Raw genomic sequence first — 24,787 nt, 5'->3', positions numbered from 1 at the left:
CCGGTCAGGCCGTGTCTCGACGTCCCGGCGCGAGCCGCGGCGAGGCCCGACCGGGCGATCCGGCGCAAGGCGCGGCCGGGCTGTGACGTCGAGACGCGGCCCAGGTTCGCCGAGAACCCTAGCCGACCCCGGCGACGCCGGGACAGTCCGAAGGCGACCCGACACGCCGGTCAGCTCGGCGGCGACCCGGAGGCCGCGCAGGGGGCGGGCGTCCCGGTGGGACGGTCGGCGGCGCCGCAGTGCCACACCTCGACCGCCTCGACGGTCACGTCCGGCACCCGCTCGACGCGCAGCAGCGCGAGCCGCTTGTCGACCGGCTCGCCGGAGTCCGGCGGGTACCGGATCAGCCCGGACACCCCCGGGTAGCCAGTGCCGGTGTTCTGCCGCAGCACCTCGGCGTGCACCCCCACCGGGTTGACCGCCGTCGGCTCCCACCGCTGCCCCGGGTCGGCGTGGTGCAGCCGCGCCGCGAGGCTCTCCACCGCGCGGACCATCATCATCGCCGCGTCGTACGCGAGGCTCACCCGCTCCCCCACCGGGTGCGGGCGGTCGGGGCGGCAGCGCGGCGGGTCGAGCAGGTCGTCGGCCTGGATCCAGGTCAGGAAGCTGGCGCGCGCCTCGTCGCGGCGCTGCTGCGCGGCCCGCAGCGCCGCGCAGGTGCCCAGCGACGCCTTCGACACGTACGTGACGGGGATGTTGCCCGGGGCGGCGGCGCGCAGCCCGGGGTTGGCGATGTAACGGTTGACCGAGTCGTCACCGACGAGGTGCCGCGGCGGGTTGTCGCCGCACTCGCGCAGGGCGCGCAGGAAGCCGTCGAACTCCGACCAGCGGCCGGCGAAGAAGAGCAGGCCGGGATAGCCGCACTCGGCGGTGAGCCGCTTGCCGGTGCGCCACTCCTCCAGCCGGGTGAGCCGCGGACCGAAGCGCTCCTTCAGGCCGGCGACGAGGGTGCCGACGTAGAGGTCCTCGGCGAGGGAGCTGCCCTCCCCCGTCGTCCAGTACACGTGTGCCTCGCCCACCTTGAGCACCTGCCGGGCGTACGCCTCGACCATCCGCACCTGGTCGGTGTTGGGCGCGCTGACCTGGAGGTAGAGCCGCGAGTTGGCGTCCATCCGGTCGGCCGACAGGGTGGGGGCCAGGACCGGCAGGCCGATCCGGTTGAGTTCGGCGAGGGCCCGGGCGGTGCTGGCGCGGCTCTCCACGAGGCCGACCACGCCGAGCACGGTCGGGTCGTCCCGGGCGAGGTCGGCGAGCCTCGCGACCGCCCGGTCCGCGTGCCGCATCTGCCGGCCGCCGTTGGCGACGACGACGCGCAGCAGCGCCGCGCCGTCCGCGCCGGCCGACTCCTTGAGCAGCGCGTACTGGGCGGTCGCCATCCCCTCCAACTCCTCGCGCTCGGACACGTAGGACTCCTCGTCGGCCCGCGTGCGGTTGCCGGTGAGGGTGCCGAAGTAGACCAGGGTCAGGTAGGGCCGGCGGCGGTCGCTGCGCCGCCACACCTCCTCGGCCGCCCGGTTCTGGGCGAAGATGCGCTCCTGGACCGCGCGCAGCCGGTCCTGGCCGGGTTCGTCGTTGAACAGCTGGGCCGCGCTGTCGCTGTAGCCGACGCACTCGCCGTCGACCAGCTCGACGGCGACCCGACCACCGCTCAGCGACGGGTGGCAGCCGGGCCCCCAGCGGGTGCCGACCCAGGCGCCGCCCGCCGCCACCAGCACCACGGCCAGCGCCGCCGGCAGGAACCGGCGGGACCACCAGGGCGGCTCCGGCGCGCTGAACGGGCGCAGGCCGCCGCGCGGCGGCGGGCCGGTCTCGACCGGGTCCGGCCGCAGCACCACCAGCCAGGCCGCCGCCCGGCGCAGCCGGCGCATCTCGGGCAGGGCCGCGGACCATTCGTCGTACGCCTCGTCGGCCTCGTCGAGGGGGTGCGGCTCGGCCAGCTCCGGCGGGGGGACGTCGCCGGCCGCGACCACGAGCAGCGGATCGTTGCGCCCGGTCTCGTTGCGGACGTCGGTCAGCAGGCGGACCAGCACGTGCGCGGGGTTGCCGGGGGCCACGTTGTCCAGCAGCAGCACCGGGTACGCGGTGCGCCGCCAGTCGGCCGGACGCCACAGCCGCCGCCGGTACGCCTGACGCAGGTCCTCGAGGAACGCGTGCAGCAGCAGCTTGTCGACCTGGTCGGGCTGCTCCCCGTCGCGCCAGCCGGCGGTGAGCCGTTCGGCGAAGCCCAGGAAGGTGGCCGACTGCCGGGGCGCCAGGTACTGCTGGCGCATGAACCAGCGGTAGTGCCGGCCGAGCACGGGCACCCGCCCGGAGACGGCGAGCCGGAACACCGCCCCGGGTACGGCCCGGCGGACCAGCCAGAGCAGCACGTGCGAGGCGATCGAGACGGTGTCCCCGCCGGCCGGCAGCGGCTCGGTGGCGCCGCGCGGCCCGCGGCGGTCGCGCAGCCGCCGGACCAGCGCGGAGCGGCCCTCGTCGGCGTCGAGGCCGACGCTGAGGCTCTGCTGCATCAGCCAGTCCGCCAGCGGGTAGTGCCGGAACCGGAGCCGGGCCGCGCCGAAGGCCTCCAGCGACAGTTGCCGGTGCAGGTCGCGCAGGAGCGCGGGGACCTCGGTGCCGGGGGGCTGCGCCGCGGCGTCGAGGACGGCGTGCGGCACGCGCCGTCGGGGGCCCTGCCCGAGGAAGCGGCGGACGAGTGCCAGCACGTCGGGCGTGCCGGGCGGACGGACGAGCCAGAGCACCGGCGGCCGGCGGTCGCCCCGGCGCGGCCGGCGCAGCAGGCGCGCGAGCAGCGCGAGGAACTCCCACCCGCCGACCGGGAGCCGGTCCCGGGTCGGCGGTTTCTGGCTGGTCGACTCCCGCATGGTCACCCCCGGGTCGATGGCTCACCGTGTCCGTCCGATCCACCCAGTGTGGCGGATCACGGCAAGACGGCGGCCGACGGTCCGGGGTGGACGGTCGGCCGCCGGGTCGCGTGGGTCAGTTGGTGACGGCGTTCAGCGCCGGCAGGTAGCCGTAGCGGTAGCCGTCGGCGTCCGGGTGGTACGCCTCGATGACCCCGGTGACGTCCCGGATCCACGGGTCGGACGCGCACACGCCGTGGCCGGCGAAGTAGGGGCGGGTGTCGGCGAAGGTGGCCCCGGCGGCGGCGGCCCGGGCGGCGGTGACGCCGGCCAGCACGTCGGCGGCCTCGTTGAGGATCGTCCGCTTGTAGGTGCTCATCGCGAACAGGCCGCAGTAGCTGGTCTCGAACAGGCGCGGGTAGCCGAGCACGATCAGGCGGGCGTTCGGCGCCCGGTTGCGGATGGCCGCGTACGTGGCGTCCAGCCGGCCCGGCAGCGTGGTGGTGGCGAAGGACTTGGCGTTGTTGACGGCGTTGGTGCAGCTCGTGGTACTGCCGAACCGGCAGGTGGTCATCACGTCCGCGAAGCCGGCGTCGTTGCCGCCGATCGTGATGGTCACCAGGGTGGTGCTGGTGCTCAGCGAGCTCACCTGGTTGTTGATGACGTCGGCCGTGACCGCGCCACCACAGGCGGGAAACCGGAAGCTGGTCACCGCGTGGGCCGCGGCCCACAGCGGGGCGTACGACTTCTGGCTGCGCAGGCAGCCGGACAGGTCGTACGGGCCGGCGCCCACCCCGGAGGAGTACGAGTCGCCGAGCGCGACGTAGTTGACGGTGGCGGCGTGCGCGGTGGCGGGGACGAGCACCGCGCCGGTGACGGCGGTGAGGACGGCGACCAGCGCGGCCAGGGCGCGGGCCAGCGGGCGGTGTGGCATGAGGGACCTCCACAGGACAGGGGTGGTGGGGCCCGGTGACCGCGCGCGTGGCCAGGGGTGCAACGGTTGTTACTAGCCGGTAATGCTATCGAAACATTTAGATCAACTGAATAGGTGTCGGTCGCGGTGCCGGGCAAGGAAGGGCCCCTTGTTGACGCCGGTGGCGGTACCGGGGCCCCTTGTCAGCGCCGCGCCCGGTCAACGGCCGGGCAGCGACGGGTTGGCGCCGGTCCGGTTGCGCGGGCCGGGCGTCGACGGCCGCCGCAGCGCCCAGGGGCGCCCGCCGGCCTGCCGAGGGCGGACCATGCGGAGCACGGCCGGTCGGGCGTTCCCGACGACCCGCGGAGCCGGACGGACGACCCGGGCCGCGGACGCGGCGACCCGCTGGGCCGGCCGGCGCACCACGGGAGCGGCGAGCATCCGCGCGACCCGGTACTGCAGCCGGCGCTCCCGCAGGCGGTCGAGAGCCACTCCCGCCGCCGCGGTGGCCAGCACGGTGACGGCGCCGGCCAGCACCAGGGTCTGCCGGGGGCCGGCGTGCTCGGAGAGCCAGCCGAGCAGCGGCGCGCCGACGGCGGCGGACACGGAGCCGGTCACCGCCAGGGCGCCGAGCACCCGCCCGCGCATCGCGTAGTCGGTGTCGAGCTGGGCCCGGGCGCCGACGGTGGTGTCGATGAGCACCGCGGCGGCGGCCACCGGCAGGATGACGGCGGCGAAGCTCAGCGTGCCCGGCGCCAGCCCCGCGACGATCTGCAGCGCGCTGGCCAGCAGCCCGGCCGCGATGAGCACGCCGTAGCCGAGGTGACGGCGGCGCGCGGCCACGAGCGCGCCGAGCACCGTGCCGACGGCGAAGACGGTGGACAGCAGCCCGTACCCGGCGGCGCCACCGCCGAGCGGCCCGTCGCTCATCGCGGCCATCGTCACCTGGTAGTTGCGGCCGAGGCTGCCGAGCACGACGGACAGGGCCAGCGCCACCAGCACCACCGGCTGGCGCAGCAGGTAGCGGAATCCGGCCCGGATCCCGCCGACGTCCGGTGCCGCCTCGACCGGTTCCGGGGCGTGCCGATCCCGCTCGCGGACGGCGCACAGGGCCACCACCACCGCGACGAAGCTCGCGGCGTTGACGGCGAACAGCAGAGCGGGGCCGGCGGCGGCGACCACGACGGCGCCCGCGCTCATGCCGAGGATGCGCCCGGCGGAGTTGGTGAGCGAGCCGAGAGCGAGAGCGTTGCCGAGGGTCTCCCGGTCCACCAGCGTCGAGGCCCAGCGGCCCATCATCGGGCCCTCGACCGCGGACACCGCGCCGGAGGCCAGCGAGATCGCGTAGATGGCCGGAAGCCCGCCGGCGCCGGTCACGGCCACCAGCGCGAGCCCGGCCGCGAGCGCCGCGTGGGCGCCCTGCGCGGCGATCAGCAGCGGGCGGGCGGGCAACCGGTCGGCCAGCGCCCCGCCCCACGCGCTGAGCAGCAGGGTCGGGATCGCCTGGAGGAGGACGGCGAGGCCCATCGACGTCGCCGAACCGGTCTCGGCGAGCACGTACCAGTTGACCCCGAGCACCTGCATCCAGGTGCCGACGACGGAAACGAACCCGGCGGCGGCCCAGATCCGGTAGTTGCGGTGGCGCAGCGCGGCGAAGGTGGCTCCGAACGCCACGAGGACCTCCCGGCCAGGACGGCGGCAAACGAAAACCGGACCCGCACGGGTCCGGCCGGCGCCAAGTCTGACCGGCGTGAAACCTCTCCGCCCAGGTTCGTGAGGGGGTTCACCAGCGGGACCGGGCGGGCCGCGCCAGCCCGGCACGAACCGGACACACGACGGCGCCCCGGTCCCGGCCCCCCGGGGGCCGGAACCGGGGCGCCAGGGTCAGCTAGCGGGCGGCCAGCGGCTGCGCGGCCGGCTCCACCGGAGCGGGCAGCGATCCGACGCCGCCCAGGTACGCGTGGATGGCGGCGGCCGCCGCCCGGCCCTCCGCGATCGCCCACACGACCAGCGAGGCACCGCGGTGCATGTCGCCCGCGACGAACACCCCGTCGACGTCGGTCTGCCAGTCCGGACGGGCGTCCACCGCGCCGCGCGGATTGCGGGCCACCCCGAGCTGGTCGAGCAGCGGCTGCTCCTCGGTGCCCTCGAAGCCGATCGCCAGCAGCACCAGATCGGCCGGCAGCTCCCGCTCGGAGCCGGGCAGCGCGGTGACGATGCGCCGGCCGTCGCGCTTCTCCACGGTCACCTCGGCGATGCGAACCGCCCGCACCGCGCCGGTGCCGTCGTCGACGAACTCCTGCACGGCGACGGCGAAGACGCGCTCGCCGCCCTCCTCGTGGGCCGGGTACTCGCGCAGGATCCACGGCCAGGTCGGCCACGGGTCGCGCTCCTCGTCCCGGCCGCGGGGCGGCTGCGGGTAGAGGTCGAGCTGGTGGACGCCGGCCGCGCCCTGCCGGTGGGCGACGCCCAGGCAGTCCGCCGCCGTGTCGCCACCACCGATGATCACGACGTGCTTGCCGGCCGCGTCGATCAGCGTGCCGTCGGGCAGCACCGCGAGCGCCGGGTTGCCGTCCCCGACGGCGGCGACCACCCGGTTGGCGGCGACGAGGTGCTCCATCGCCTGATGGACGCCGCGCAGCGCCCGGCCCGGCGTCTCCGGGGTGTCCCGGCCGGCGAGCGCGCCGCAGGCGAGCAGCACCGCGTCGTGCTCGGCGCGGAGCTCCTCGGCGGTCACGTCGACGCCGACGTTCACCCCCGCGCGGAAGCGCACCCCCTCGGCGGCGAGCTGCGCCAGCCGCCGGTCGATGTGCTGCTTCTCCAGCTTGAAGTCGGGGATGCCGTACCGCAGCAGGCCGCCCAGGGCGTCGTCACGCTCGTACACGGTGACGGCGTGACCGGCGCGCGCCAGCTGCTGCGCGGCGGCGAGCCCGGCGGGACCGGAGCCGACCACCGCCACGGACCTCCCGGTCGGCGCCGGCACCGGCCGGGGACGCAGCCCGCCGCGGGCCACGGCCGCGTCAGCGATCTCCACCTCGACCTGCTTGATGGTGACCGGCTGCTGCCCGCCGAGGCCGAGCACGCACGCCGCCTCGCAGGGTGCCGGGCAGAGCCGCCCGGTGAACTCGGGGAAATTGTTGGTGGCGTGCAGCGACTCCACCGCGGCGTCCCAGTTGCCGGTGCGGACCAGGTCGTTCCAGTCCGGGATGCGGTTGCCCAGCGGGCAGCCGTCGTGGCAGAACGGGATGCCGCAGTCCATGCAGCGGGTGGCCTGCTCGCGGACCAGCTCCTCGCCGGCCGGGGGGTACACCTCGCGCCAGTCCATGATCCGCACCGGCACCGGCCGGCGCGCGGGCAGCCGCCGGTCGTAACGCAGGAAACCGTTCGGGTCAGGCACGGGCCACCTCCTGGGCGGCCACCCGCGGGGCGGGCGGCACCGGCGCGGCCGACGGCGCGCCCAGGGCGCTCATCACCGCGTCGTCGACGTCGTGGCCGGCGGCTTCGGCGGCCCGCATGATCTCCAGCACCCGGCGGTAGTCCCGAGGCACCACCGCGGTGAACTCCTCCACCGCCTCCGGCCAGCGCTTGAGCAGCTCCTCGGCGACCGCCGAGTCGGTCTCGGCGAAGTGCCGCTGCACCAGCTCGTGCAGCGCCGCCCGCTCCTCCTCGCGCAGCGGCGCCAGGTCGACCAGCTCGGTGTTGACCCGCCGCCGGTCCAGCCGCCACACGAACGCGGTCCCGCCGGACATGCCGGCGGCGAAGTTGCGCCCGGTCGGGCCGAGCACGACGACGGTGCCGCCGGTCATGTACTCGCAGCCGTGGTCCCCGACGCCCTCGACGACAGCCACCGCGCCCGAGTTGCGCACCGCGAACCGCTCCCCCACCCGGCCGCGCAGGAGGACCTCGCCGGCGGTGGCCCCGTACAGGATGGTGTTGCCGGCGATGATCTGGTCCTCGGCCCGCCCGCCCGGAACGGCGTCCGCGTCGACGAACGGCGCGGCCTCGTCCGGCCGTACCACCAGCCGGCCCCCGGAGAGGCCCTTGCCGACGTAGTCGTTGGCGTCGCCGTGCAGCCGCAGGGTCACCCCGCGCGGCAGGAACGCGCCGAACGACTGCCCGGCGGTGCCGCGCAGGTCGAACTCGATGGTGTCGGTGGGCAGGCCGGCCCCGCCGTGCCGGCGGGTCACCTCGCCGCCGAGCATCGCGCCCACGCTGCGGTGCTCGTTGCGCACCGGCACCTCGACGCGGACGTGGGTGCCGTCGCGCAGCGCCGGTTCGGCCAGCGCGATCAGCTCGTTGTCCAGCGCCAGCTCCAGGCCGTGGTCCTGGGCGCGGACGCCCCGCCGGGCGGTGCCCTCGGGCAGCTCCGGCAGGTGCAGCACCGGAGCGAGGTCGAGGCCGGCGGCCTTCCAGTGGTCGATCGCCGGGATCACGTCGAGCAGCTCCGTCCGCCCGATCGCCTCGTCGATCGACCGCAGGCCCAGCTCGGCCAGGTACCCGCGGACCTCCTCGGCGAGGAAGAGGAAGAAGTTCTCCACGAACTCCGGCTTGCCGGTGAACCGCTCCCGCAGCACCGGGTTCTGCGTCGCGATGCCCACCGGGCACGTGTCGAGGTGGCAGACCCGCATCATCACGCAGCCCTCGACGATCAGCGGGGCGGTGGCGAAGCCGAACTCCTCCGCGCCGAGCAGCGCCGCGACCAGCACGTCCCGGCCGGTCTTGAGCTGGCCGTCGACCTGCACGGTGACCCGGTCGCGGAGCTTGTTGAGCAGCAGCGTCTGCTGCGCCTCGGCCAGACCCAGCTCCCACGGCGTGCCGGCGTGCTTGAGCGAGTTCAGCGGGGACGCGCCGGTGCCGCCGTCGTGGCCGGAGATGAGGATGACGTCGGCCTTGAGCTTGGCCACGCCCGCCGCGACCGTGCCCACACCGACCTCGCTGACCAGCTTGACGTGCACCCGCGCGGACGGGTTGACGCACTTCAGGTCGTGCACCAGCTGGGCCAGGTCCTCGATGGAGTAGATGTCGTGGTGCGGCGGCGGGGAGATCAGCCCGACGCCGGGCGTGGCGTGGCGGGTCCGCGCGATCCACGGCCAGACCTTGTTGCCGGGCAGCTGGCCGCCCTCGCCGGGCTTGGCGCCCTGCGCCATCTTGATCTGGAGGTCGTCGGCGTTGACCAGGTACTCCGTCGTCACGCCGAAGCGGCCGCTGGCGATCTGCTTGACCGCCGAGCGGCGCTCGGGGTCGTACAGCCGCTCGACGTCCTCGCCGCCCTCGCCGGTGTTGGACCTGCCGCCGAGGCGGTTCATCGCGATCGCCAGGGTCTCGTGCGCCTCGGCCGAGATCGACCCGTACGACATCGCGCCGGTCGCGAACCGCTTGACGATCTCGGTGGCCGGCTCGACCTCCTCGATCGGCACCGGCGGGCGTACCCCGGCGCGCAGCGTGAACAGGCCGCGCAGCGACCCCGCCTTCGCGGCCAGCTCGTCGACCTTCGCGGTGTACTTCCGGAAGACGTCGTACTGGCGGCTGCGGGTGGCGTGCTGGAGCAGGAAGACCGTCTCCGGGTTGAACAGGTGCAGCTCGCCCTCACGGCGCCACTGGTACTCGCCGCCGACCTCCAGCAGGTCGGTCGCCGCCGCGCCGGGCGCGGGCCAGGCGCGGGAGTGCCGCGCGGCCACCTCGGCGTGGATCTCGCCCAGCCCGATGCCGCCGATCTTGCTGGGGGTGCCCCGGAAGTAGCGCTCGACCAGGCGGGTGTCCAGCCCGACCGCCTCGAAGACCTGGGCGCCGCAGTACGAGGACACCGTCGAGATGCCCATCTTGGACATGATCTTCAGGACGCCCTTGCCGAGGGCCTTGACGTAGTTGCGGACGGCCGTTGCGGGTTCCACGCCGACCAGCACGCGGGTGGAGATCATGTCCTCCACCGACTCGAAGGCCAGGTACGGGTTGACCGCCGCCGCGCCGTACCCGATGAGCACGGCCGCGTGGTGCACCTCCCGGCAGTCGCCGGACTCGACGATCAGCGCCACCTGCGTACGGGTCTGCTCGCGGACCAGGTGCTGGTGCACCGCCGCGGTGAGCAGCAGCGACGGGATCGGGGCCAGGTCGGCGTTGGAGTCCCGGTCGGACAGCACCAGGATGCGGACGCCGTCCTCGATCGCCTCGGAGACGTGCCGGCAGATCTCGGTCAGCCGGGCCTTGATGCCGGCGCCGCCCTCGCGCACCCGGTACAGCCCGGAGACCCGGACCGCCTTGAAGCCGGGCAGGTCCCCGTCCTCGTCGATGGAGAGGATCTTCGCCAGCTCGTCGTTGTCGATCACCGGGTAGGGCAGCACGATCTGCCGGCAGCTCGCCGGACCCGGGTCGAGCAGGTTGCCCTCCGGACCGATCGTGGACTGCAGGCTGGTCACCAACTCCTCGCGGATCGCGTCCAGCGGCGGGTTGGTGACCTGGGCGAAGAGCTGGTGGAAGTAGTCGTAGAGCAGCCGCGGCCGGGTGGACAGCGGGGAGATCGGCGTGTCCGTGCCCATCGAGCCGATCGGCTCGGCGCCGGCGCGCGCCATCGGCGCGAGGAGGATCTTCAGCTCCTCCTCGGTGTAGCCGAACGTCTGCTGCCGGCGGCGGACCGAGTCGTGGGTGTAGACGATGTGCTCGCGGGCCGGCAGGTCGGTCAGCTCGATGAGGCCGGCGTGCAGCCAGTCGGCGTACGGCTGCGCCGCCGCCAGCTCCGCCTTGATCTCGTCGTCGTGCACGATCCGGCCGGCGACGGTGTCGACCAGGAACATCTTCCCCGGCTGGAGGCGCCCCTTGGCGACGACGGTGGCCGGCTCCAGGTCGAGCACGCCCGCCTCGCTGCCGAGCACCACGAGCCCGTCGGCGGTCTGCCACCAGCGGCCCGGGCGCAGGCCGTTGCGGTCCAGCACCGCGCCGACGATCTCGCCGTCGGTGAACGCCACCGACGCCGGCCCGTCCCACGGCTCCATCAGGCTGGCGTGGAACCGGTAGAACGCGCGCTTGTCGGCGCGCATGTCCGGGTCGTTCTCCCACGCCTCCGGGATCATCATCAGCACCGCGTGCGGCAGGCTCCGCCCGGCGAGGTGCAGCAGCTCCAGCACCTCGTCGAAGTTGGCCGAGTCGGAGGCGGCGGGCGTGCAGACCGGGAAGATCCGGCGGATGTTGCCCGGCAGGTTCGGGGTGCGCAGCAGCGCCTCCCGGGCCTGCATCCAGTTGCGGTTGCCCCGGATGGTGTTGATCTCGCCGTTGTGCGCGATGAAGCGGTACGGGTGCGCCAGCGGCCAGGACGGGAAGGTGTTGGTCGAGAAGCGGGAGTGCACCAGCGCGATCGCGCTCTCCACCCGCTCGTCGGTCAGGTCCGGATAGAACTCCGGCAGCTGGTCCGGAGTGAGCATGCCCTTCCAGACCATCGTCCGGCCGGACAGGGACGGGAAGTACGCCGGCACGCCGCGCTCGGCGGACTCCCGCTCGGCCTGCTTGCGGACGCAGAACGCCACCCGCTCCAGCTCGACGCCGCCCAGGCGGGACCCGGCCGGGCCGTCCGGCGAGTCGGTCAGCCGGTGCGCGGCGAGGAAGAGCTGCCGTACCCGGGGCATCGCCACGAGCGCCGTCTCGCCCAGGCCGGACGGGTCGACCGGCACGTCCCGCCAGCCGAGCAGGTCGGCGCCCTCGACCAGCGCGTACTTCTCCACCACCCGGCGGGCGCGCGCCTCGGCCGCGTCGTCGTCCGGCAGGAAGACCAGGCCGGTCGCGTACTCGCCGGCGGGCGGCAGCGGGAACTCCACCACCGTCCGCAGGAACGCGTCCGGCACCTGGATCATGATCCCCGCGCCGTCGCCGGTGTTCGGCTCCGCGCCCCGGGCGCCCCGGTGGTCCAGCCGGCAGAGCGCGGCGAGCCCGTTCGCCACGACCGCGTGCGACCGCCGGCCGTGCAGGTCCGCCACGAAGGCCACCCCGCAGGCGTCATGCTCGTGCGCGGGATCGTAGAGCCCGGCCGCGGGCACGCCGGAGCCGAGGTGCGGGACCTGCTGCGGGCTGCTGTGCGGGTGCGGAAAGGCCACCGGGCCTCCTGTCGTCACTCAGGTTGGATCTCGGTGGGGACGACGTCGGCCCTCAGGGGTCATTTGAGTCTACGTTAGGGGGGTCGGCGCAAGGCCAGTGCAGATTGATCACACCTTCCAGACTCTGGGACATGTAGTCTCGCGCGGTGGATCCCGTGCACAAGGATACGGTCGACCGGCTGGAGCGCTTCTACGACGCGGTGCCCCGGGACGCCGCCCGTGCCGAGGAGCACGGGGCCCTGGTGCTGTTCGTCCGCGACGACGCCGGATGGCCGTTCTACGCCCGCCCCCGCCTCGACGCCACCGGCTCACCCACCCTCGCCGACGTCGCGGCCGTCCGCGAGCGCCAGCGGGAGCTCGGGCTGCCGGAGGCCTTCGAGTGGGTGCACGAGGTCACGCCCGACCTGCTCGCCGTCGCCCGCTCGGCGGGCCTGTCCGTGCTCGAGGCGCCGCTGATGGTCCTCGACCCGGCCGCCCTGCCCGACCCGGCGACGCTCACCGACGTACCGGTGCGGCTGCTCGATCCGGCGGATCCGGACTTCGCGCTGGCGGTGGCCGCCCGCCGGGCCGTCGCCGCGGTCGGCTTCGCGGCACCCGGCACCGGCCGGGGGCCGGCCGGTGCCGCCGAGCGCGACGCCACACTTTCCGAAATCGACGTGGCGGCGCTGGACGAGGAGCGGGCCCGCGTCGCCGACGGCCGGCGGCTGTCGGCGCTGGCCGGCACACCGCCGGAGGGGGCGCTGGCCAGCGGGATGGCGATGCGGGTCGGCGACGTCGCCGAGATCGCCGGCGTGGCCACCCTGCCGGCCGCCCGCCGTCGCGGCCTGGGCGCTGCGGTCACCGCCACCCTGGCCCGGGCGCTGCTCGCCGCCGGCACCGACCTGGTCTTCCTCTCCGCCGGCAGCGAGGAGATCGCCCGCGTCTACGTGCGCGTCGGCTTCCGCCGCATCGGCACCGCCTGCATCGCCGAACCCGCACCCGTCGTCCCCTGACGCCGCCCGCCGCACCCCCGCCCGGGCCGATCATGGAGTTGTGGTGGCCGTTCGGGGTGCTCAAGGGCCTTTGTCCACCACCACAGGTCCATGATCGACGGGGTGGGGCGGGGGACGGTCACGGGGACGTGAGGGCCAGGGGGTTCAGGACGGGGGGCGCCACTGGGCGGCGCTGGCGGCAGCCGACGCGAGCAGGCGGGGGCTCAACGTGCCGAGGGCGGCGTCGCGGGCCCGCAGGGCGAGACGCCCCCGGGCCTGGAGCACCGCCGACATGCGGCGGGTCTGCCGGACCACCCCCGCCGCACGGGGCCGGCGCACCCGGTCGTACGCGGCCACCGCGTCGGGCAGCCGGGACTCGCGCAGCAGCGCGGCGAGCGTGGCGGCGTCCTCGAAGGCGAGGCAGGCGCCCTGGCCGAGGTGCGGCGGCATGGCGTGGGCCGCGTCACCGAGCAGCACCGCTCCCCCGGGGCCGGCCGGGAAGCCGTACGCGCGGGGCAGCGGACGCAGCTCGCGGATCTCCTGCTGCACCAGGTCGGCCGGGTCGGTGGCGTCGAGCAGGTCGGCGATCGGCGCGGGCCAGCCCGCGTACCAGCGGCGCAGCAGGGCGAGCTGGGTCTCCGGCGGCTCCGGCCGGGGAGCGCCGGCGGCCGTGGCCACCCAGTAGATCCCGCCACGGCTGGACGCCCCGGAGGAGCCGCGCTCCCCGAGCGACGCGGACACGAACCGGTATCCGGCGCCGAGGACCTCGCCGGCGGGCGGGGTGTCGGCGGGCAGCCGGGGCGCCCGGTACCAGGGGATCACCGCGCGCCAGGCGGCGGAGCCGGAGCTGACCACGGCCGCCTCGGGCGCGAGCTGCCGGCGGACCACGCTGTCGGTGCCGTCGGCGGCGACGACCAGGTCGGCCTCGATCGTGTGCCGCCCGTCGCCGACCGACGGGCGGGCGCCGGACTCGGCGCGGACCGTGCGGACGGTCACGCCGGTCCGCAGCTCGACCCCGTCGCCCAGCCCGGCGATGAGCGCGTCGTGCAGGTCCTCCCGGTGCACCACGACCGGCATCCGGTCGGCCGGGGTGGGTCGGGGCTGTACCAGCCAGTGGCCGTCCGGGCGGCGTACCCCGCCGTCGGGAAGCGGCGTGGCGATCGCGTCCAGCCCGGCACCGAGGCCGAGGGCGTGCAGCGCGCGGACCCCGTTGGGCCAGAGCACCACGGCCGTGGGCTCCGGGCGGATCCGGTCGGCCCGCTCGACCAGGGTGACGCGCCACCCCGAGCGGGCCAGCGCGCCGGCGACCGCGAGACCGCCGATGCCCGCACCGACCACCACCGCGCTGCGCATGTGGCGCCCCCGCTCAGCTGTCGCGGTCGGCGGGGCGGGCGCCGGCGTCCGGCGCCCCGGCGTCCCCGGCCTCTGCGTCGCCGGTCGCCGCCCGGTGCGCCGGCTGGGGTGCCCGCTCGGGCGCGGTGTCGTCGGCCGCCACGACGTCGTCGGCGGCCTCGGCGCGGGCCGCGTCGTCGGGCCCGTCCGCCGCCTCGGGCGGCAGCTCGCCGGTCTCCCGCCAGCGCCGGAACTGCTCTTCGCCGACCACCCGGTACCCCTCCGGGGCCACCGGCCGGGAACCCGCCTCGCGGGCCGACAGGTCGACCTGGGACAGGTCCGACTCGGGGGCGGGCGTCGCGGCCGCGCCGACCGGGACCAGGTACTCGCGGGGGCCACGCACCCGCAGGAAGTAGATCAACGCGCCCAGGAAGACCACCGCGGCGGTCCAGACGTTCAGGCGTACGCCGAGGATCGTGTTCGCCTCGTCGGTGCGCATCAGCTCGATCCAGAACCGGCCGGCCGTGTAGCCCATCACGTAGAGCGCGAACGCCCGGCCACGGCCCAGCTTGAGCCGGCGGTCGAGGACGAGGACCAGGGCGGCGACGCCCAGGTTCCACAGCAGCTCGTAGGCGAACGTGGGGTGGTAGAGGCCCTCCTCGAGGATGGGCCGGCCGGCGTCGTCGCGCAGCGCCTGGCCCGGGTTGTCCGGGTCCATCCGGTGGATCTCCAGGCCCCAGGGCAGGGTGGTGCGGCCGCCGTACAGCTCGTTGTTGAACCAGTTGCCGAGCCGGCCGATCGCCTGGGCCAGCGGCAGCCCGGGGGCGACGGCGTCGGCCACCACCGTGAACGGGATGCCGAGCTGCCGGGCGGCGATCCAGGCGCCGACCGCGCCGCCGGCGACGGCGCCCCAGATGCCGAGACCGCCCTCCCAGATGGCGAACGCCTTCAGCGGGTCCCCGCCGGTGCCGAAGTATTTCTCGGGGGAGGTGACGACGTGGTAGATCCGGGCACCGATGATGCCCGCCGGCACCGCCCACACCGCGATGTCGAGCACCGCGCCGGGCGCGACCCCGCGCTGGCGCAGCCGCCGCTCGGTGACCCAGCAGGCCACCACGATGCCGACGATGATGCAGAGCGCGTACGCCCGGATCGGCACCGGGCCCACCTGCCACACGGCGGTGGTCGGGCTGGGCAGGGCCGCCAGGGGTGTCTGCGAGACGAGGGTCACGGGGGAACAGGCTACCGCCGACCGGCCCTCGCGTGGCACCCCGGTCCGCCCGCCCGGTCGCCGTTCCATGACTTCCGGTGGCCGCGGCCGTAGGCTCGGGTGTCATGAGCGCGCTCACCTGGGCGGTCGCCGCCGTCGTCACCGACGGTGCCGGTCGGGTGCTGCTGTGCCGGCAGGGCCGGGGCGAACGCCGGCACGCGCTGCCCGGCGGGCGCCTGCGCCCCGGCGAGGGCCCGGTCCGGGCGGTGCGCCGGGACATCCGGGCCGAGACGGGCTGGGACATCGAGGTGGTCGACCTGGTCGGGCTCTACCACCTGGCCGAGCCGGGCACGCCGCCGGCGGGTCGGGGTGGCCTGCTGCCCGATGTGCTCGTGCACGTCTTCCGCGCCCGTACGGTCGGTTCGGCTCCGGCGCACGCGCCGACGGGCGGCTGCCGCCTCTCCTGGCACGATCCCGAGGCGCTGCCCGAGGTGCTGACCCCGACCACCCGCGCCGCCCTCACCGACGCCCTCGCCAACCGCAGCGGCGTGGTCCGCGACTTCCCCCCGCCGCCCGTTCCCCCGCCCCCGCGCAGCGCCCCCCCGACAACCCCCGCAACCCACGCCTGACCCGCGACAGCATCCGCGCCGCCCCGCCCCCGCCCCCGCCCTCGCCCCGCCGCCGCCCCCGCGATCTTGCACTTTCTGCCCCGACAAAGGGAGCATTCCACGCAAAGAGGGGGCCAAAACTGCAAGATCGACGCGGAGCAGCGCCCGGGGCGGGGCGCGGCCGGGCGCGCAGGCATGGCACGGGCGGGGTTAGCGGGTGGGGGTGCGGACGCCTTCGGCCAGTTCGGCGCTCAGGGCGCGGAGGGCGGTCAGGCCGGACGGCAGGTCCGGGGCGTCGAGGAGGCGGCGGACCAGGGCGCTGCCGACGATGACGCCGTCGGCGTACCCGGCGACCGTGCTGGCCTGCGCGCCGGTGCCCACGCCGAGACCGACGCCCACCGGCAGGTCGGTGACCTCCCGGACCCGGGAGACCAGGATCGGCGCCGCCTCGGAGGTCTGCGCCCGCGCTCCGGTGACACCCATGATCGCGGTGGCGTAGACGAACCCGCGGCAGTGCTCGGCGGTCATCCGCAGCCGGGCGTCCGTGGAGGACGGGGAGACCAGGAACGTCCGATCCAGCCCGTACGCGTCCGAGGCGGCGAGCCACTCCTGCGCCTCGTCCGGGATCAGGTCCGGCGTGATGAGACCGGTGCCGCCGGCGGCGGCGAGATCCCGGGCGAACGCGTCCACGCCGTACTGCTCGATCGGGTTCCAGTAGGTCATCGTGACCACCGGAGCGCCGGTCGCGGCGACCGCCTCGACGATGCGCAGCGCGTCGGCCACCCGGACGCCGCCGGCCAGGGCGATGTCGCTCGCCTTCTGGATGACCGGCCCGTCCATTACCGGGTCGGAGTACGGAATCTCCACCTCGATGACGTCCACGCCGGCCTCGACCATCGCGGTCATCGCGGCGATGCTGCCCTCGACCGTCGGGAAGCCGGCGGGCATGCAGCCGACCAGCACCGCCCGGCCGTCGGCGCGGGCCTTGTCGAACGCGACCCCGATCCTGCTCACGCCATCACTCCTTGTCGAGGATGCCGAAGTACTCCCCGGCGGTGTGCACGTCCTTGTCGCCCCGGCCGGAGAGGTTGACCACGACGACCGGCTCGCGCCCGAGCTCGGCGGCGAGCTTCGGCGCGATCGCGACGGTGCCGGCGAGCGCGTGCGAACTCTCGATCGCCGGGATGATCCCCTCGGTGCGGCACAGCAGCTCGAAGGCCGCCATCGCCTCGGCGTCGGTGACCGGCAGGTACGTCGCCCGGCCGGTGTCGTGCAGCCACGCGTGCTCCGGTCCGACGCCCGGGTAGTCCAGGCCGGCGGAGATCGAGTGCGACTCGACGGTCTGGCCGTCGGCGTCCTGGAGCACGTACGTGCGGGCGCCGTGCAGCACGCCGGACGAGCCGCCGGTGATGCTGGCCGCGTGCCGGCCGGTCGCCACCCCGTCGCCGCCCGCCTCGAAGCCGTACAGGCGCACGTGCGGGTCGTCGACGAAGGCGTGGAAGATGCCCAGCGCGTTGGAGCCGCCGCCGACGCAGGCGGTGACCGCGTCGGGCAGCGCGCCGGTGAGGTCGAGGCACTGCTGGCGGGCCTCGTCGCCGATGCCGCGGACGAAGTCGCGGACCATCGCGGGGAACGGGTGCGGGCCGGCGGCCGTCCCGATCAGGTAGTGCGTGTCGTCGACGTTGGCGACCCAGTCACGCATGGCCTCGTTCATCGCGTCCTTGAGCGTGCGCGACCCGGTGGTGACCGGCACGACGGTGGCGCCGAGCATCCGCATGCGGGCCACGTTGAGGGCCTGCCGCTGGGTGTCGACCTCGCCCATGTAGACGACGCACTCGAGGTCGAACAGGGCGGCGGCGGTGGCCGTGGCCACGCCGTGCTGGCCGGCGCCGGTCTCGGCGATGACCCGCTTCTTGCCCATGCGCTTCGTCAGCAGCGCCTGACCGAGGACGTTGCGCACCTTGTGCGCGCCGGTGTGGTTGAGGTCCTCCCGCTTGAGCAGCACCCGGGCGCCGACCTTCGCAGAGAGGCGCCGGGCCTCGTACAGCAGCGACGGCGTGCCGGCGTAGTCGCGCAGCAGGGCGCCGAACTCGGCCCGGAACGACTCGTCGGCCGTCGCGGTGCGCCACGCCCCGTCCAGCTCGTCCAGCGCGGCCACCAGGGCCTCCGGAACGAACCGGCCGCCGAACCGACCGAAGTGGCCGGTGGCGTCGGGGTACGAACCGGCCGGGGCGGCCAGGGCGTCGGCGCTCATCGCGGCTCCTCTCGCTGCGGGCCCGGCGCGGTCAGCGCGCCGGGCGGGGCGTCGCCGGGTGGTTGCCGGCGTTGACCAGCTCGGCCACCGCCTCGCGGGGGCTCTTCTGGGTGACCAGGCCTTCGCCCACCAGCACCGCGTCGGCGCCGGCCGAGGCGTACCGGATCAGGTCGTGCGGGCCCCGCACACCGGACTCGGCGATCTTGACGACCCTGCTGGGCAGGCCGGGCGCGATCCGCTCGAACACCGAGCGGTCGACCTCCAGGGTACGCAGGTCGCGGGCGTTGACCCCGATGACCTGGGCGCCGGCCTCCAGCGCCCGGTCGGCCTCCTCCTCGTCGTGCACCTCGACCAGGGCGGTCATGCCGAGCGACTCGATCCGCTCGAGCAGGCCGACCAGCGCGTTCTGCTCGAGGGCCGCGACGATCAGCAGCACCAGGTCGGCACCGTGCGCCCGGGCCTCGTGCACCTGGTAGCTGGAGACGACGAAGTCCTTGCGGAGGACCGGGATGTTCACCGCGGCGCGGACGGCGGCGAGGTCGTCCAGCGAGCCGCCGAACCAGCGGCCCTCGGTGAGGACGCTGATCGCCCGGGCACCGCCGGCCGCGTAGTCGCCGGCCAGGTCGGCCGGGTCGGCGATCTCGGCCAGCTTGCCCTTCGAGGGCGAGGAGCGCTTGACCTCCGCGATCACCGCGACCCCCGGCTTGCGCAGGGCGGCGTACGCGTCCAGCGGCGGCGGGGCGGCGGCGGCCAGCTCCCGGATGCGCTCCAGCGGGACCTGCTCCTGCCGCCGGGCCACGTCCTCGCGCACGCCGGCCAGGATCTCGTCGAGCACGCTTACGGACTTCGCCGGACCGGCGTCGTCCCCCTCCGCGTGCGCATGCTCAGCAGTCACCAACGGACTCCCCTCTCCGGGTGTCATGGGCCGATGCTAGGGGGCGCCACCCGGCGCGGACCCCCGGGGGTATGGCGCTCCTCACCAAACGGGCTGCGGCATAATGCCCGACTTCTGGTGAAGGACGGATCACGCAGGGCCACCATCCCCCTCGACGGGGCGCCACCGCGCGCACCGGCCGGACCGTCCCCGACATCGACATCGATGCTATCGACCGGGCTCCCCTCCCGCCCGGCTCGCGGCTGCGGCGACGACGCCCGTCGATGCTGTGAGCAAGCTCAAGGCCGAACGGCCCTTTCCCAGCTCAGAGCCGTCGATGGAGAGTTGACGCGTCGGTCACGAGCACGAAACGCGAGCCAGCCAGCATGTCCCTCAGGCAGACTCGATGAGGCGTCTGCCCGAGTCCCACACGCATCTCCGTACCGGGGTTGATCATGAGCACTGCCGGACCGCACGAGACCATCGGCCTCACCACCATCTCCCGTACCGTCGCGTCGCTCGCCGTCGGCGTGGTGCACACCCTCGAACGCGCCGTGGTCGGGGAGGGACGCATGCGCACCGCCCGGGGCAACGCGTGGGAGGCCGTCTGCGCCGACCGGGCCCGCGCGGACCAGCGGGCCGAGCTGGACCGCCTGGTGGCCGAGCTGGCGGCGGCCCGCGCCGCGGCCCGCGAGCGCCAGCCGGTGGGCTGAGCCGGCGACATCGGCGCGCCCGCCGGACGCCGGGGACGAGACCAGGCGCTCAGTCCCGCGTCGGATCCTCGCCCCGGTCCAGCGCGTCCCACGCCTCGGTGGTGCGCCGGCCGGTCACCGAGCCCGGCTGCGGCCGCGCGGCGGCCACCGGCCGCGGGCGGCGCTCGTACCGGGCACCCATCGCCGGCCACCGCCGCCCGCGCAGGGCCGTCAGCAGGCCGCCCGCCGCGGCGAGGACCCCACCGACCAGGCTGAGCAGCGGCCACTGCCGGCTGACGTCACCGGCGAACCCGGCGGCCAGCCCGTAGGCGCCGCCCGCTGCCACCGCGACCCCGAGCAGCGCCAGCAGGCCGCCGAGCAGCCGCCGCACCCGCCCGCGGGTGGCCAGCACCGCGCCCCCGCCGGCCAGCGCGACCAGGGCCAGCGCCGGCAGCCAGGGCAGCAGGTCGGCGCCGGTGCGCGCGTCGCGGACCGGCGGCAGCGGGGCGGGGCGCGGGGTCAGCTCCACCGCCCAGGTGCGGGTCGCCGCCCACGCCGCGAGGCCCGCGCCGGCCACGCAGAGCAGCACCGCGTACGTCAGTTCGCGCCGGACCGCCGCGGCGGGCGGGCCGGTGTCGGCGCCGGTCATCGGGCCAGCCTTTCGCTCGCGACTGCGGGGCTCCGCTGCGCTGCACTCCTCGCGCTCACCGGGCCGCCCGCAGGGTCTCGGCGGCGGCGATCGCGGCGAGCACGGCGGCGGCCTTGTTCCGCGTCTCCTGGTCCTCGGCGGCCGGGTCGGAGTCGGCGACCACTCCCGCGCCGGCCTGCACGTACGCGCGCCCGTCCCGCATCAGCGCGGTGCGGATCGCGATCGCCATGTCGAGGTCGCCTCCGAACCCGAAGTAGCCCACCGTGCCGCCGTACAGCCCCCGCCGCACCGGCTCCAGCTCCTCGATGATCTCCATCGCCCGCACCTTGGGCGCGCCGGAGAGCGTGCCGGCCGGGAAGGTCGCGGCGAGGGCGTCGAAGGCGGTGCGGTCGTCGCGGAGGGTGCCGACCACGGTGGAGACGATGTGCATCACGTGGCTGTACCGCTCGATGGTCGCGAACTCGGGCACCTCCACCGTGCCCGGGCGGCAGACCCGGCCCAGGTCGTTGCGGCCCAGGTCGACGAGCATCACGTGCTCGGCCCGTTCCTTCGGGTCGGTGAGCAGTTCGGCGGCGAGCCGGGCGTCGGCCTCGGGGCTGCCGCCGCGCGGCCGGGTGCCGGCGATGGGGTGCAGCAGGGCGCGCCGCTGCCCGTCGGCGTCGGTGGTGACCTTGAGGTGCGCCTCGGGCGACGAGCCGACGATGTCGAAGCCGTCGAAGCGCAGCAGGTACATGTACGGGCTGGGGTTGGTGGTGCGCAGCACCCGGTACACGTCGAGCGGGTCGGCGTGGGTCGGCCGTTCGAAGCGCTGCGCCAGGACGATCTGGAAGCACTCGCCGGCCCGGATCGCCTCCTTGGCCGCCTCCACCGCCTTCGGGTAACCCCCCTCGGGCGTACGGCAGAGCACGTCGCCGGCGGGTGAGCGGTCGACGGTCGAGATCATCGGGGGGATCGGCCGGGACAGCGCGGTGGTCATCGCGTCGAGCCGGCCGACCGCGTGGTGGTACGCCGCGGCGACGGCGGCCTCCCGGTCCGGCTCGTCGGGCGGCGGCAGGATCGCGTTGGCCACCAGGATCGCCGAGCCGTCGTAGTGGTCGAGCACCACCAGGTCGGTGGCGAGCATCATCCCCAGCTCGGGCATGCCGAGGTCGTCCTCGGTGAGGGCGGGCAGCCGCTCGAAGCGCCGGACCAGGTCGTACCCGAGGTAGCCGACCATGCCGCCGGTCAGCGGCGGGAGCCCGGCGTCGGCGGCCGGACCGGCCAGGGCCGCCACGGTCTCCCGCAGCACCGCGACCGGGTCGCCGGTGGTGGGCAGCCCGGCGGGCGGCTGGCCCGCCCACACCGCCGCGCCGTCGCGCTCGGTCAGCGTGGCGACGCTGCGGACGCCGATGAACGAGTACCGCGACCAGGCCGTACCCGCCGAGCCGACGCCCTGCTCGGCGGACTCCAGCAGGAAGGTGCCCGGGCCGCCGGCCAGCTTGCGGTAGACGCCGACCGGGGTCTCTGCGTCGGCCAGCAGCCGCCGGGTGACCGGGACGACCCGCCAGCGCGCGGCCAGCTCGGCGAAGGTCGCCGCGTCGGGGCTCACCGTGCCGTCGGTCATGGCTGGACCTGCCTCTCGTCCCCCGGGGCCGCGACGCCGCTGACCGGCAGGTCGGTGTGGAAGCACGTGCGCTGCCCGGTGTGGCACGCCGGGCCGACCTGGTCGACGCTGACCAGCAGGGCGTCGCCGTCGCAGTCGAGGGCGACCGCGCGGACGTACTGGTGGTGGCCGGACGTGGCGCCCTTCACCCAGTACTCGTTCCGGCTGCGGGACCAGTACGTGGCCCGCCCGGTGGTCAGCGTGCGGTGCAGCGCCTCGTCGTCCATCCAGGCCACCATCAGCACCTCGCCGGAGTCGTGCTGGCGGACCACGGCGGCCACCAGGCCGTCCGGCGTGCGCCGCAGCCGCGCGGCGATGGCCGGGTCCAGGCGGGAGGGCCGGGCCGGGCCGCCGGCCGGGTCCGGGCTGCGTTCGGCGCCGGTCACCGGCGCGTCAGGTACGGGCACAGTGACCCATTCTCCCGTACGCGACGCGGGCACCGCCGCGGGCTCCCGCCGACGCGGCGCCTGGCGGGAGGACGGGCCGGAAGCGACCGGGGCAGACCCTTGCCAGCGGGCCGGAATCTCACCTAGCGTTGAGTTCAACAGCTGATGAGTTTCGGGGAGGTGTGCGATGGAGAACGCCATCGCCGTCCGTAACCTGGTCGTGGACCGGGGCGGACGGCGGGTGCTGCACGGCATCGACGCGACGGTGCCGCGCGGCGCCGTGACCGGCCTGCTCGGCCCGAGCGGCAGCGGCAAGACCACGCTCATGCGGGCCGTGGTCGGGGTGCAGGTGGTCACGTCCGGGTCGGTGGCCGTGCTGGGGCGCCCGGCCGGCACTCCTGAGCTGCGCCGCCGGGTGGGTTACCTGACCCAGGCGCCGAGCGTGTACGTGGACCTGACCGTCCGGGAGAACGCCCGCTACTTCGCGGCGCTACACGGGCGCGGGGCCGCCGACGCCGACCGGGCGGTGGCCGACGTCGGGCTGAGCGGGGCGGCCGGCCAGCTCGTCGGCACCCTCTCCGGCGGCCAGCGCAGCCGGGCCTCGCTGGCCTGCGCGCTGGTGGGCGAGCCGGAGCTGCTCGTGCTCGACGAGCCGACCGTCGGGCAGGACCCGGTCCTGCGGGCCGAGCTGTGGTCCCGGTTCCACGCGATGGCGGCGGGCGGCACCACCCTGCTGGTCTCCAGCCACGTCATGGACGAGGCGGCCCGGTGCGACCGGCTGCTGCTGATCCGCGAGGGACGGCTCATCGCCGACGACACCCCGGACGCGGTCCGCACGGCAACCGGCGTCGACGACCTGGAGGAGGCGTTCCTCCGGATGATCCGCGCGAGCGAGGCCGGCATGGCCGGGCGGGAGGCGTCGTGAACCCCCGGATCCTCGCGGCCACCACCGGCCGCATCCTGCGCCAGCTGCGCCACGACCGGCGTACGGTGGCGCTCCTCCTGATCGTGCCGACGGTGCTCCTGGCCCTCGTCTACTTCATGTTCGTCGACCAGCCCACGCCGCCGGGGCAGCCGTCGACCTTCGACCGGATCGCGCTGGTGATGCTGGGGTTCTTCCCCTTCATCATCATGTTCCTGGTGACCAGCATCGCGATGCTGCGCGAGCGGACCACCGGCACGCTGGAGCGCCTGCTCACCACCCCGCTGGGCAAGCTCGACCTGCTCTTCGGGTACGGCATCGCGTTCGGCCTGGCCGGCGTCGTGCAGGCGGCGGTGGCGTCGGCCGTCGCGTACTGGCTGTTCGACCTCGACACCGCCGGCGGCAGCGGCCTCGTCATCCTCATCGCGGCGGTCAACGCGGTGCTCGCCGTCGCGCTCGGGCTGTTCTGCAGCGCCTTCGCCCGCACCGAGTTCCAGGCCGTACAGTTCATGCCGGTCGTGGTCGCCCCGCAGCTGCTGCTCTGCGGGCTCTTCGTGCCGAGGGACGAGATGGCCGGCTGGCTCCAGGCGGTCAGCGACGCGCTGCCCCTGTCGTACGCGGTCGAGGCGTTGCAGGAGGTCGGCGCGAACGCCGACCCGACCGGCACGATGTGGCGCGACCTGACGATCGTCGGCGGAGCCGCGGTCCTGGCGCTGGTGCTCGCCGCCGCCACCCTGCGGCGGCGCAGCGGCTGAGCCGCACGCGCCACGGCGGCGGACCACACCGGCGGGAGACGAGCGAAGGGCGGCGATGAGGCGGCGGACCGGACGGCGACCCGGCAACCCGGACACCCGGGAGGCGATCCTCGTGGCGGCGCGCGCCGCGTTCGCCGAGCGGGGCTTCGACGCGGCCTCGATCCGGTCCATCGCCGCCGCCGCTCAGGTCGACCCGGCGCTCGTGCACCACTACTTCGGCAGCAAGGACCAGCTCTTCCTGACCGCGATGGAGGCGCCGGTCGACCCCCGGGAGCTGCTGCCGAAGGTGCTCGCCGGCGACCGCGCGGGCATCGGCGAGCGACTGGTACGCACCTTTCTCGGCGTCTGGGACTCGCCGGCCGGCGCCGCCGGGGTGGCCCTGCTGCGCTCGGCGGTGAGCAACGAGTGGACGGCCCGCCTGCTGCGGGAGTTCCTGACCACCCAGGTGCTCCGCCGGGTCCTCGACCACCTCGACGTCGACCCGGCGGAGCTGCCGCTGCGTGGCTCACTGGTGGCCAGCCAACTGGTCGGACTGGGCATGATGCGGCACGTGATCCGGCTGGAGCCGGTGGCGTCGGCCGCCCCCGAGGCCCTGGTCGCGGCGGTCGGCCCGACCGTCCAGCGCTACCTCACCGGCGACCTGTCGGCCTGACGGACC

The 24,787-nt window shown here is 75.2% G+C and carries 19 protein-coding genes; 6 read left to right on the top strand and 13 right to left on the bottom strand.

The features are described 5' to 3' along the window. Nucleotides 1-170: 170 nt before the first annotated feature. The 5 genes from ACTMS0_RS07970 to gltB form a co-directional block, all read right to left on the bottom strand. Nucleotides 171-2,864, bottom strand: coding sequence for a hypothetical protein (locus tag ACTMS0_RS07970; RefSeq protein ID WP_441154686.1), 2,694 nt, complete (start codon nucleotides 2,862-2,864; stop codon nucleotides 171-173). 115 nt (nucleotides 2,865-2,979) lie between these two features. Next, a complete protein-coding gene (locus tag ACTMS0_RS07965; RefSeq protein WP_441154450.1) occupies nucleotides 2,980-3,777 on the bottom strand; it encodes an SGNH/GDSL hydrolase family protein in 798 nt (265 codons plus the stop codon). 198 nt (nucleotides 3,778-3,975) lie between these two features. Next, nucleotides 3,976-5,430 (bottom strand): MFS transporter, encoded by a 1,455-nt coding sequence (locus ACTMS0_RS07960; RefSeq protein ID WP_441154449.1) that lies wholly within the window; start codon nucleotides 5,428-5,430, stop codon nucleotides 3,976-3,978. Nucleotides 5,431-5,644: 214 nt separating this feature from the next. Continuing rightward, on the bottom strand, nucleotides 5,645-7,153 hold the full coding sequence (locus ACTMS0_RS07955; protein WP_441154448.1) for a glutamate synthase subunit beta: 1,509 nt from the start codon (nucleotides 7,151-7,153) through the stop codon (nucleotides 5,645-5,647). Further along, on the bottom strand, nucleotides 7,146-11,834 hold the full coding sequence (gltB, locus tag ACTMS0_RS07950; protein ID WP_441154447.1) for a glutamate synthase large subunit: 4,689 nt from the start codon (nucleotides 11,832-11,834) through the stop codon (nucleotides 7,146-7,148). Before gltB ends, ACTMS0_RS07955 begins: the two co-directional genes overlap by 8 nt. A gap of 155 nt (nucleotides 11,835-11,989) precedes the next feature. Between gltB and ACTMS0_RS07945 the strand changes: the two genes are divergently transcribed. Then, nucleotides 11,990-12,826 carry a GNAT family N-acetyltransferase gene (locus ACTMS0_RS07945; protein WP_441154685.1) on the top strand — a complete coding sequence of 279 codons (837 nt, stop codon included), beginning with the start codon at nucleotides 11,990-11,992 and terminating at the stop codon, nucleotides 12,824-12,826. A 144-nt stretch (nucleotides 12,827-12,970) separates the two neighbouring features. Here ACTMS0_RS07945 and ACTMS0_RS07940 read toward each other — a convergent pair whose 3' ends face one another. Further along, nucleotides 12,971-14,158 carry an FAD-dependent oxidoreductase gene (locus ACTMS0_RS07940; RefSeq protein ID WP_441154446.1) on the bottom strand — a complete coding sequence of 396 codons (1,188 nt, stop codon included), beginning with the start codon at nucleotides 14,156-14,158 and terminating at the stop codon, nucleotides 12,971-12,973. A 13-nt stretch (nucleotides 14,159-14,171) separates the two neighbouring features. Further along, nucleotides 14,172-15,368 (bottom strand): prolipoprotein diacylglyceryl transferase, encoded by a 1,197-nt coding sequence (gene lgt, locus ACTMS0_RS07935; protein WP_441154445.1) that lies wholly within the window; start codon nucleotides 15,366-15,368, stop codon nucleotides 14,172-14,174. A 104-nt stretch (nucleotides 15,369-15,472) separates the two neighbouring features. On the opposite strand from lgt, the gene ACTMS0_RS07930 reads away from it, so the two are divergent. After that, complete coding sequence (locus ACTMS0_RS07930; RefSeq protein WP_441154444.1) at nucleotides 15,473-15,976, top strand: NUDIX hydrolase; 504 nt, start codon at nucleotides 15,473-15,475, stop codon at nucleotides 15,974-15,976. A 189-nt stretch (nucleotides 15,977-16,165) separates the two neighbouring features. Here the strand turns inward: ACTMS0_RS07930 and trpA are convergent, their stop codons facing one another. From trpA to trpC, 3 genes are read right to left on the bottom strand one after another with little or no spacing between them, the layout of a single operon-like run. Further along, nucleotides 16,166-16,969 carry a tryptophan synthase subunit alpha gene (gene trpA, locus ACTMS0_RS07925; RefSeq protein ID WP_441154443.1) on the bottom strand — a complete coding sequence of 268 codons (804 nt, stop codon included), beginning with the start codon at nucleotides 16,967-16,969 and terminating at the stop codon, nucleotides 16,166-16,168. A gap of 4 nt (nucleotides 16,970-16,973) precedes the next feature. Continuing rightward, nucleotides 16,974-18,209 (bottom strand): tryptophan synthase subunit beta, encoded by a 1,236-nt coding sequence (gene trpB, locus ACTMS0_RS07920; RefSeq protein ID WP_441154442.1) that lies wholly within the window; start codon nucleotides 18,207-18,209, stop codon nucleotides 16,974-16,976. Nucleotides 18,210-18,240: 31 nt separating this feature from the next. After that, on the bottom strand, nucleotides 18,241-19,044 hold the full coding sequence (gene trpC, locus ACTMS0_RS07915) for an indole-3-glycerol phosphate synthase TrpC (RefSeq protein ID WP_441154684.1): 804 nt from the start codon (nucleotides 19,042-19,044) through the stop codon (nucleotides 18,241-18,243). A 494-nt stretch (nucleotides 19,045-19,538) separates the two neighbouring features. Between trpC and ACTMS0_RS07910 the strand changes: the two genes are divergently transcribed. Beyond that, nucleotides 19,539-19,796, top strand: coding sequence for a hypothetical protein (locus tag ACTMS0_RS07910; protein WP_441154441.1), 258 nt, complete (start codon nucleotides 19,539-19,541; stop codon nucleotides 19,794-19,796). A 49-nt stretch (nucleotides 19,797-19,845) separates the two neighbouring features. On the opposite strand, the gene ACTMS0_RS07905 is transcribed toward ACTMS0_RS07910, so the two are convergent. Genes ACTMS0_RS07905 through hisI form a run of 3 tightly spaced genes read right to left on the bottom strand, consistent with a single transcriptional unit; the run spans nucleotide 19,846 to nucleotide 22,473 of the window. Further along, nucleotides 19,846-20,424, bottom strand: a complete 579-nt coding sequence (locus ACTMS0_RS07905; RefSeq protein ID WP_441154440.1) for a Trp biosynthesis-associated membrane protein — start codon at nucleotides 20,422-20,424, stop codon at nucleotides 19,846-19,848. A 55-nt stretch (nucleotides 20,425-20,479) separates the two neighbouring features. Next, nucleotides 20,480-22,027: an anthranilate synthase component I gene (locus ACTMS0_RS07900; protein ID WP_441154439.1), complete on the bottom strand. Its 1,548-nt coding sequence runs from the start codon at nucleotides 22,025-22,027 to the stop codon at nucleotides 20,480-20,482. Continuing rightward, nucleotides 22,024-22,473: a phosphoribosyl-AMP cyclohydrolase gene (hisI, locus tag ACTMS0_RS07895; protein WP_441154438.1), complete on the bottom strand. Its 450-nt coding sequence runs from the start codon at nucleotides 22,471-22,473 to the stop codon at nucleotides 22,024-22,026. The genes ACTMS0_RS07900 and hisI overlap by 4 nt, the downstream gene beginning before the upstream one ends. A 166-nt stretch (nucleotides 22,474-22,639) precedes the next feature. On the opposite strand from hisI, the gene ACTMS0_RS07890 reads away from it, so the two are divergent. The 3 genes from ACTMS0_RS07890 to ACTMS0_RS07880 are packed head-to-tail and all read left to right on the top strand — an operon-like array spanning nucleotide 22,640 to nucleotide 24,781. Further along, a complete protein-coding gene (locus ACTMS0_RS07890) occupies nucleotides 22,640-23,377 on the top strand; it encodes an ABC transporter ATP-binding protein (RefSeq protein ID WP_441154437.1) in 738 nt (245 codons plus the stop codon). After that, entirely contained in the window at nucleotides 23,374-24,129 is a 756-nt protein-coding gene (locus tag ACTMS0_RS07885; protein WP_441154436.1) for an ABC transporter permease, read from the top strand. Before ACTMS0_RS07890 ends, ACTMS0_RS07885 begins: the two co-directional genes overlap by 4 nt. Nucleotides 24,130-24,184: 55 nt before the next feature. Then, entirely contained in the window at nucleotides 24,185-24,781 is a 597-nt protein-coding gene (locus ACTMS0_RS07880) for a TetR/AcrR family transcriptional regulator (protein WP_441154435.1), read from the top strand. Nucleotides 24,782-24,787 lie beyond the last annotated feature (6 nt).

The organism is Micromonospora sp. H33, from assembly GCF_052068455.1.
In the GTDB taxonomy this organism is placed as follows: Bacteria; Actinomycetota; Actinomycetes; order Mycobacteriales; family Micromonosporaceae; genus Micromonospora.
Note: the sequence above shows the minus strand (reverse complement) of the source record. Positions and strands in the feature narration are given on the sequence as shown.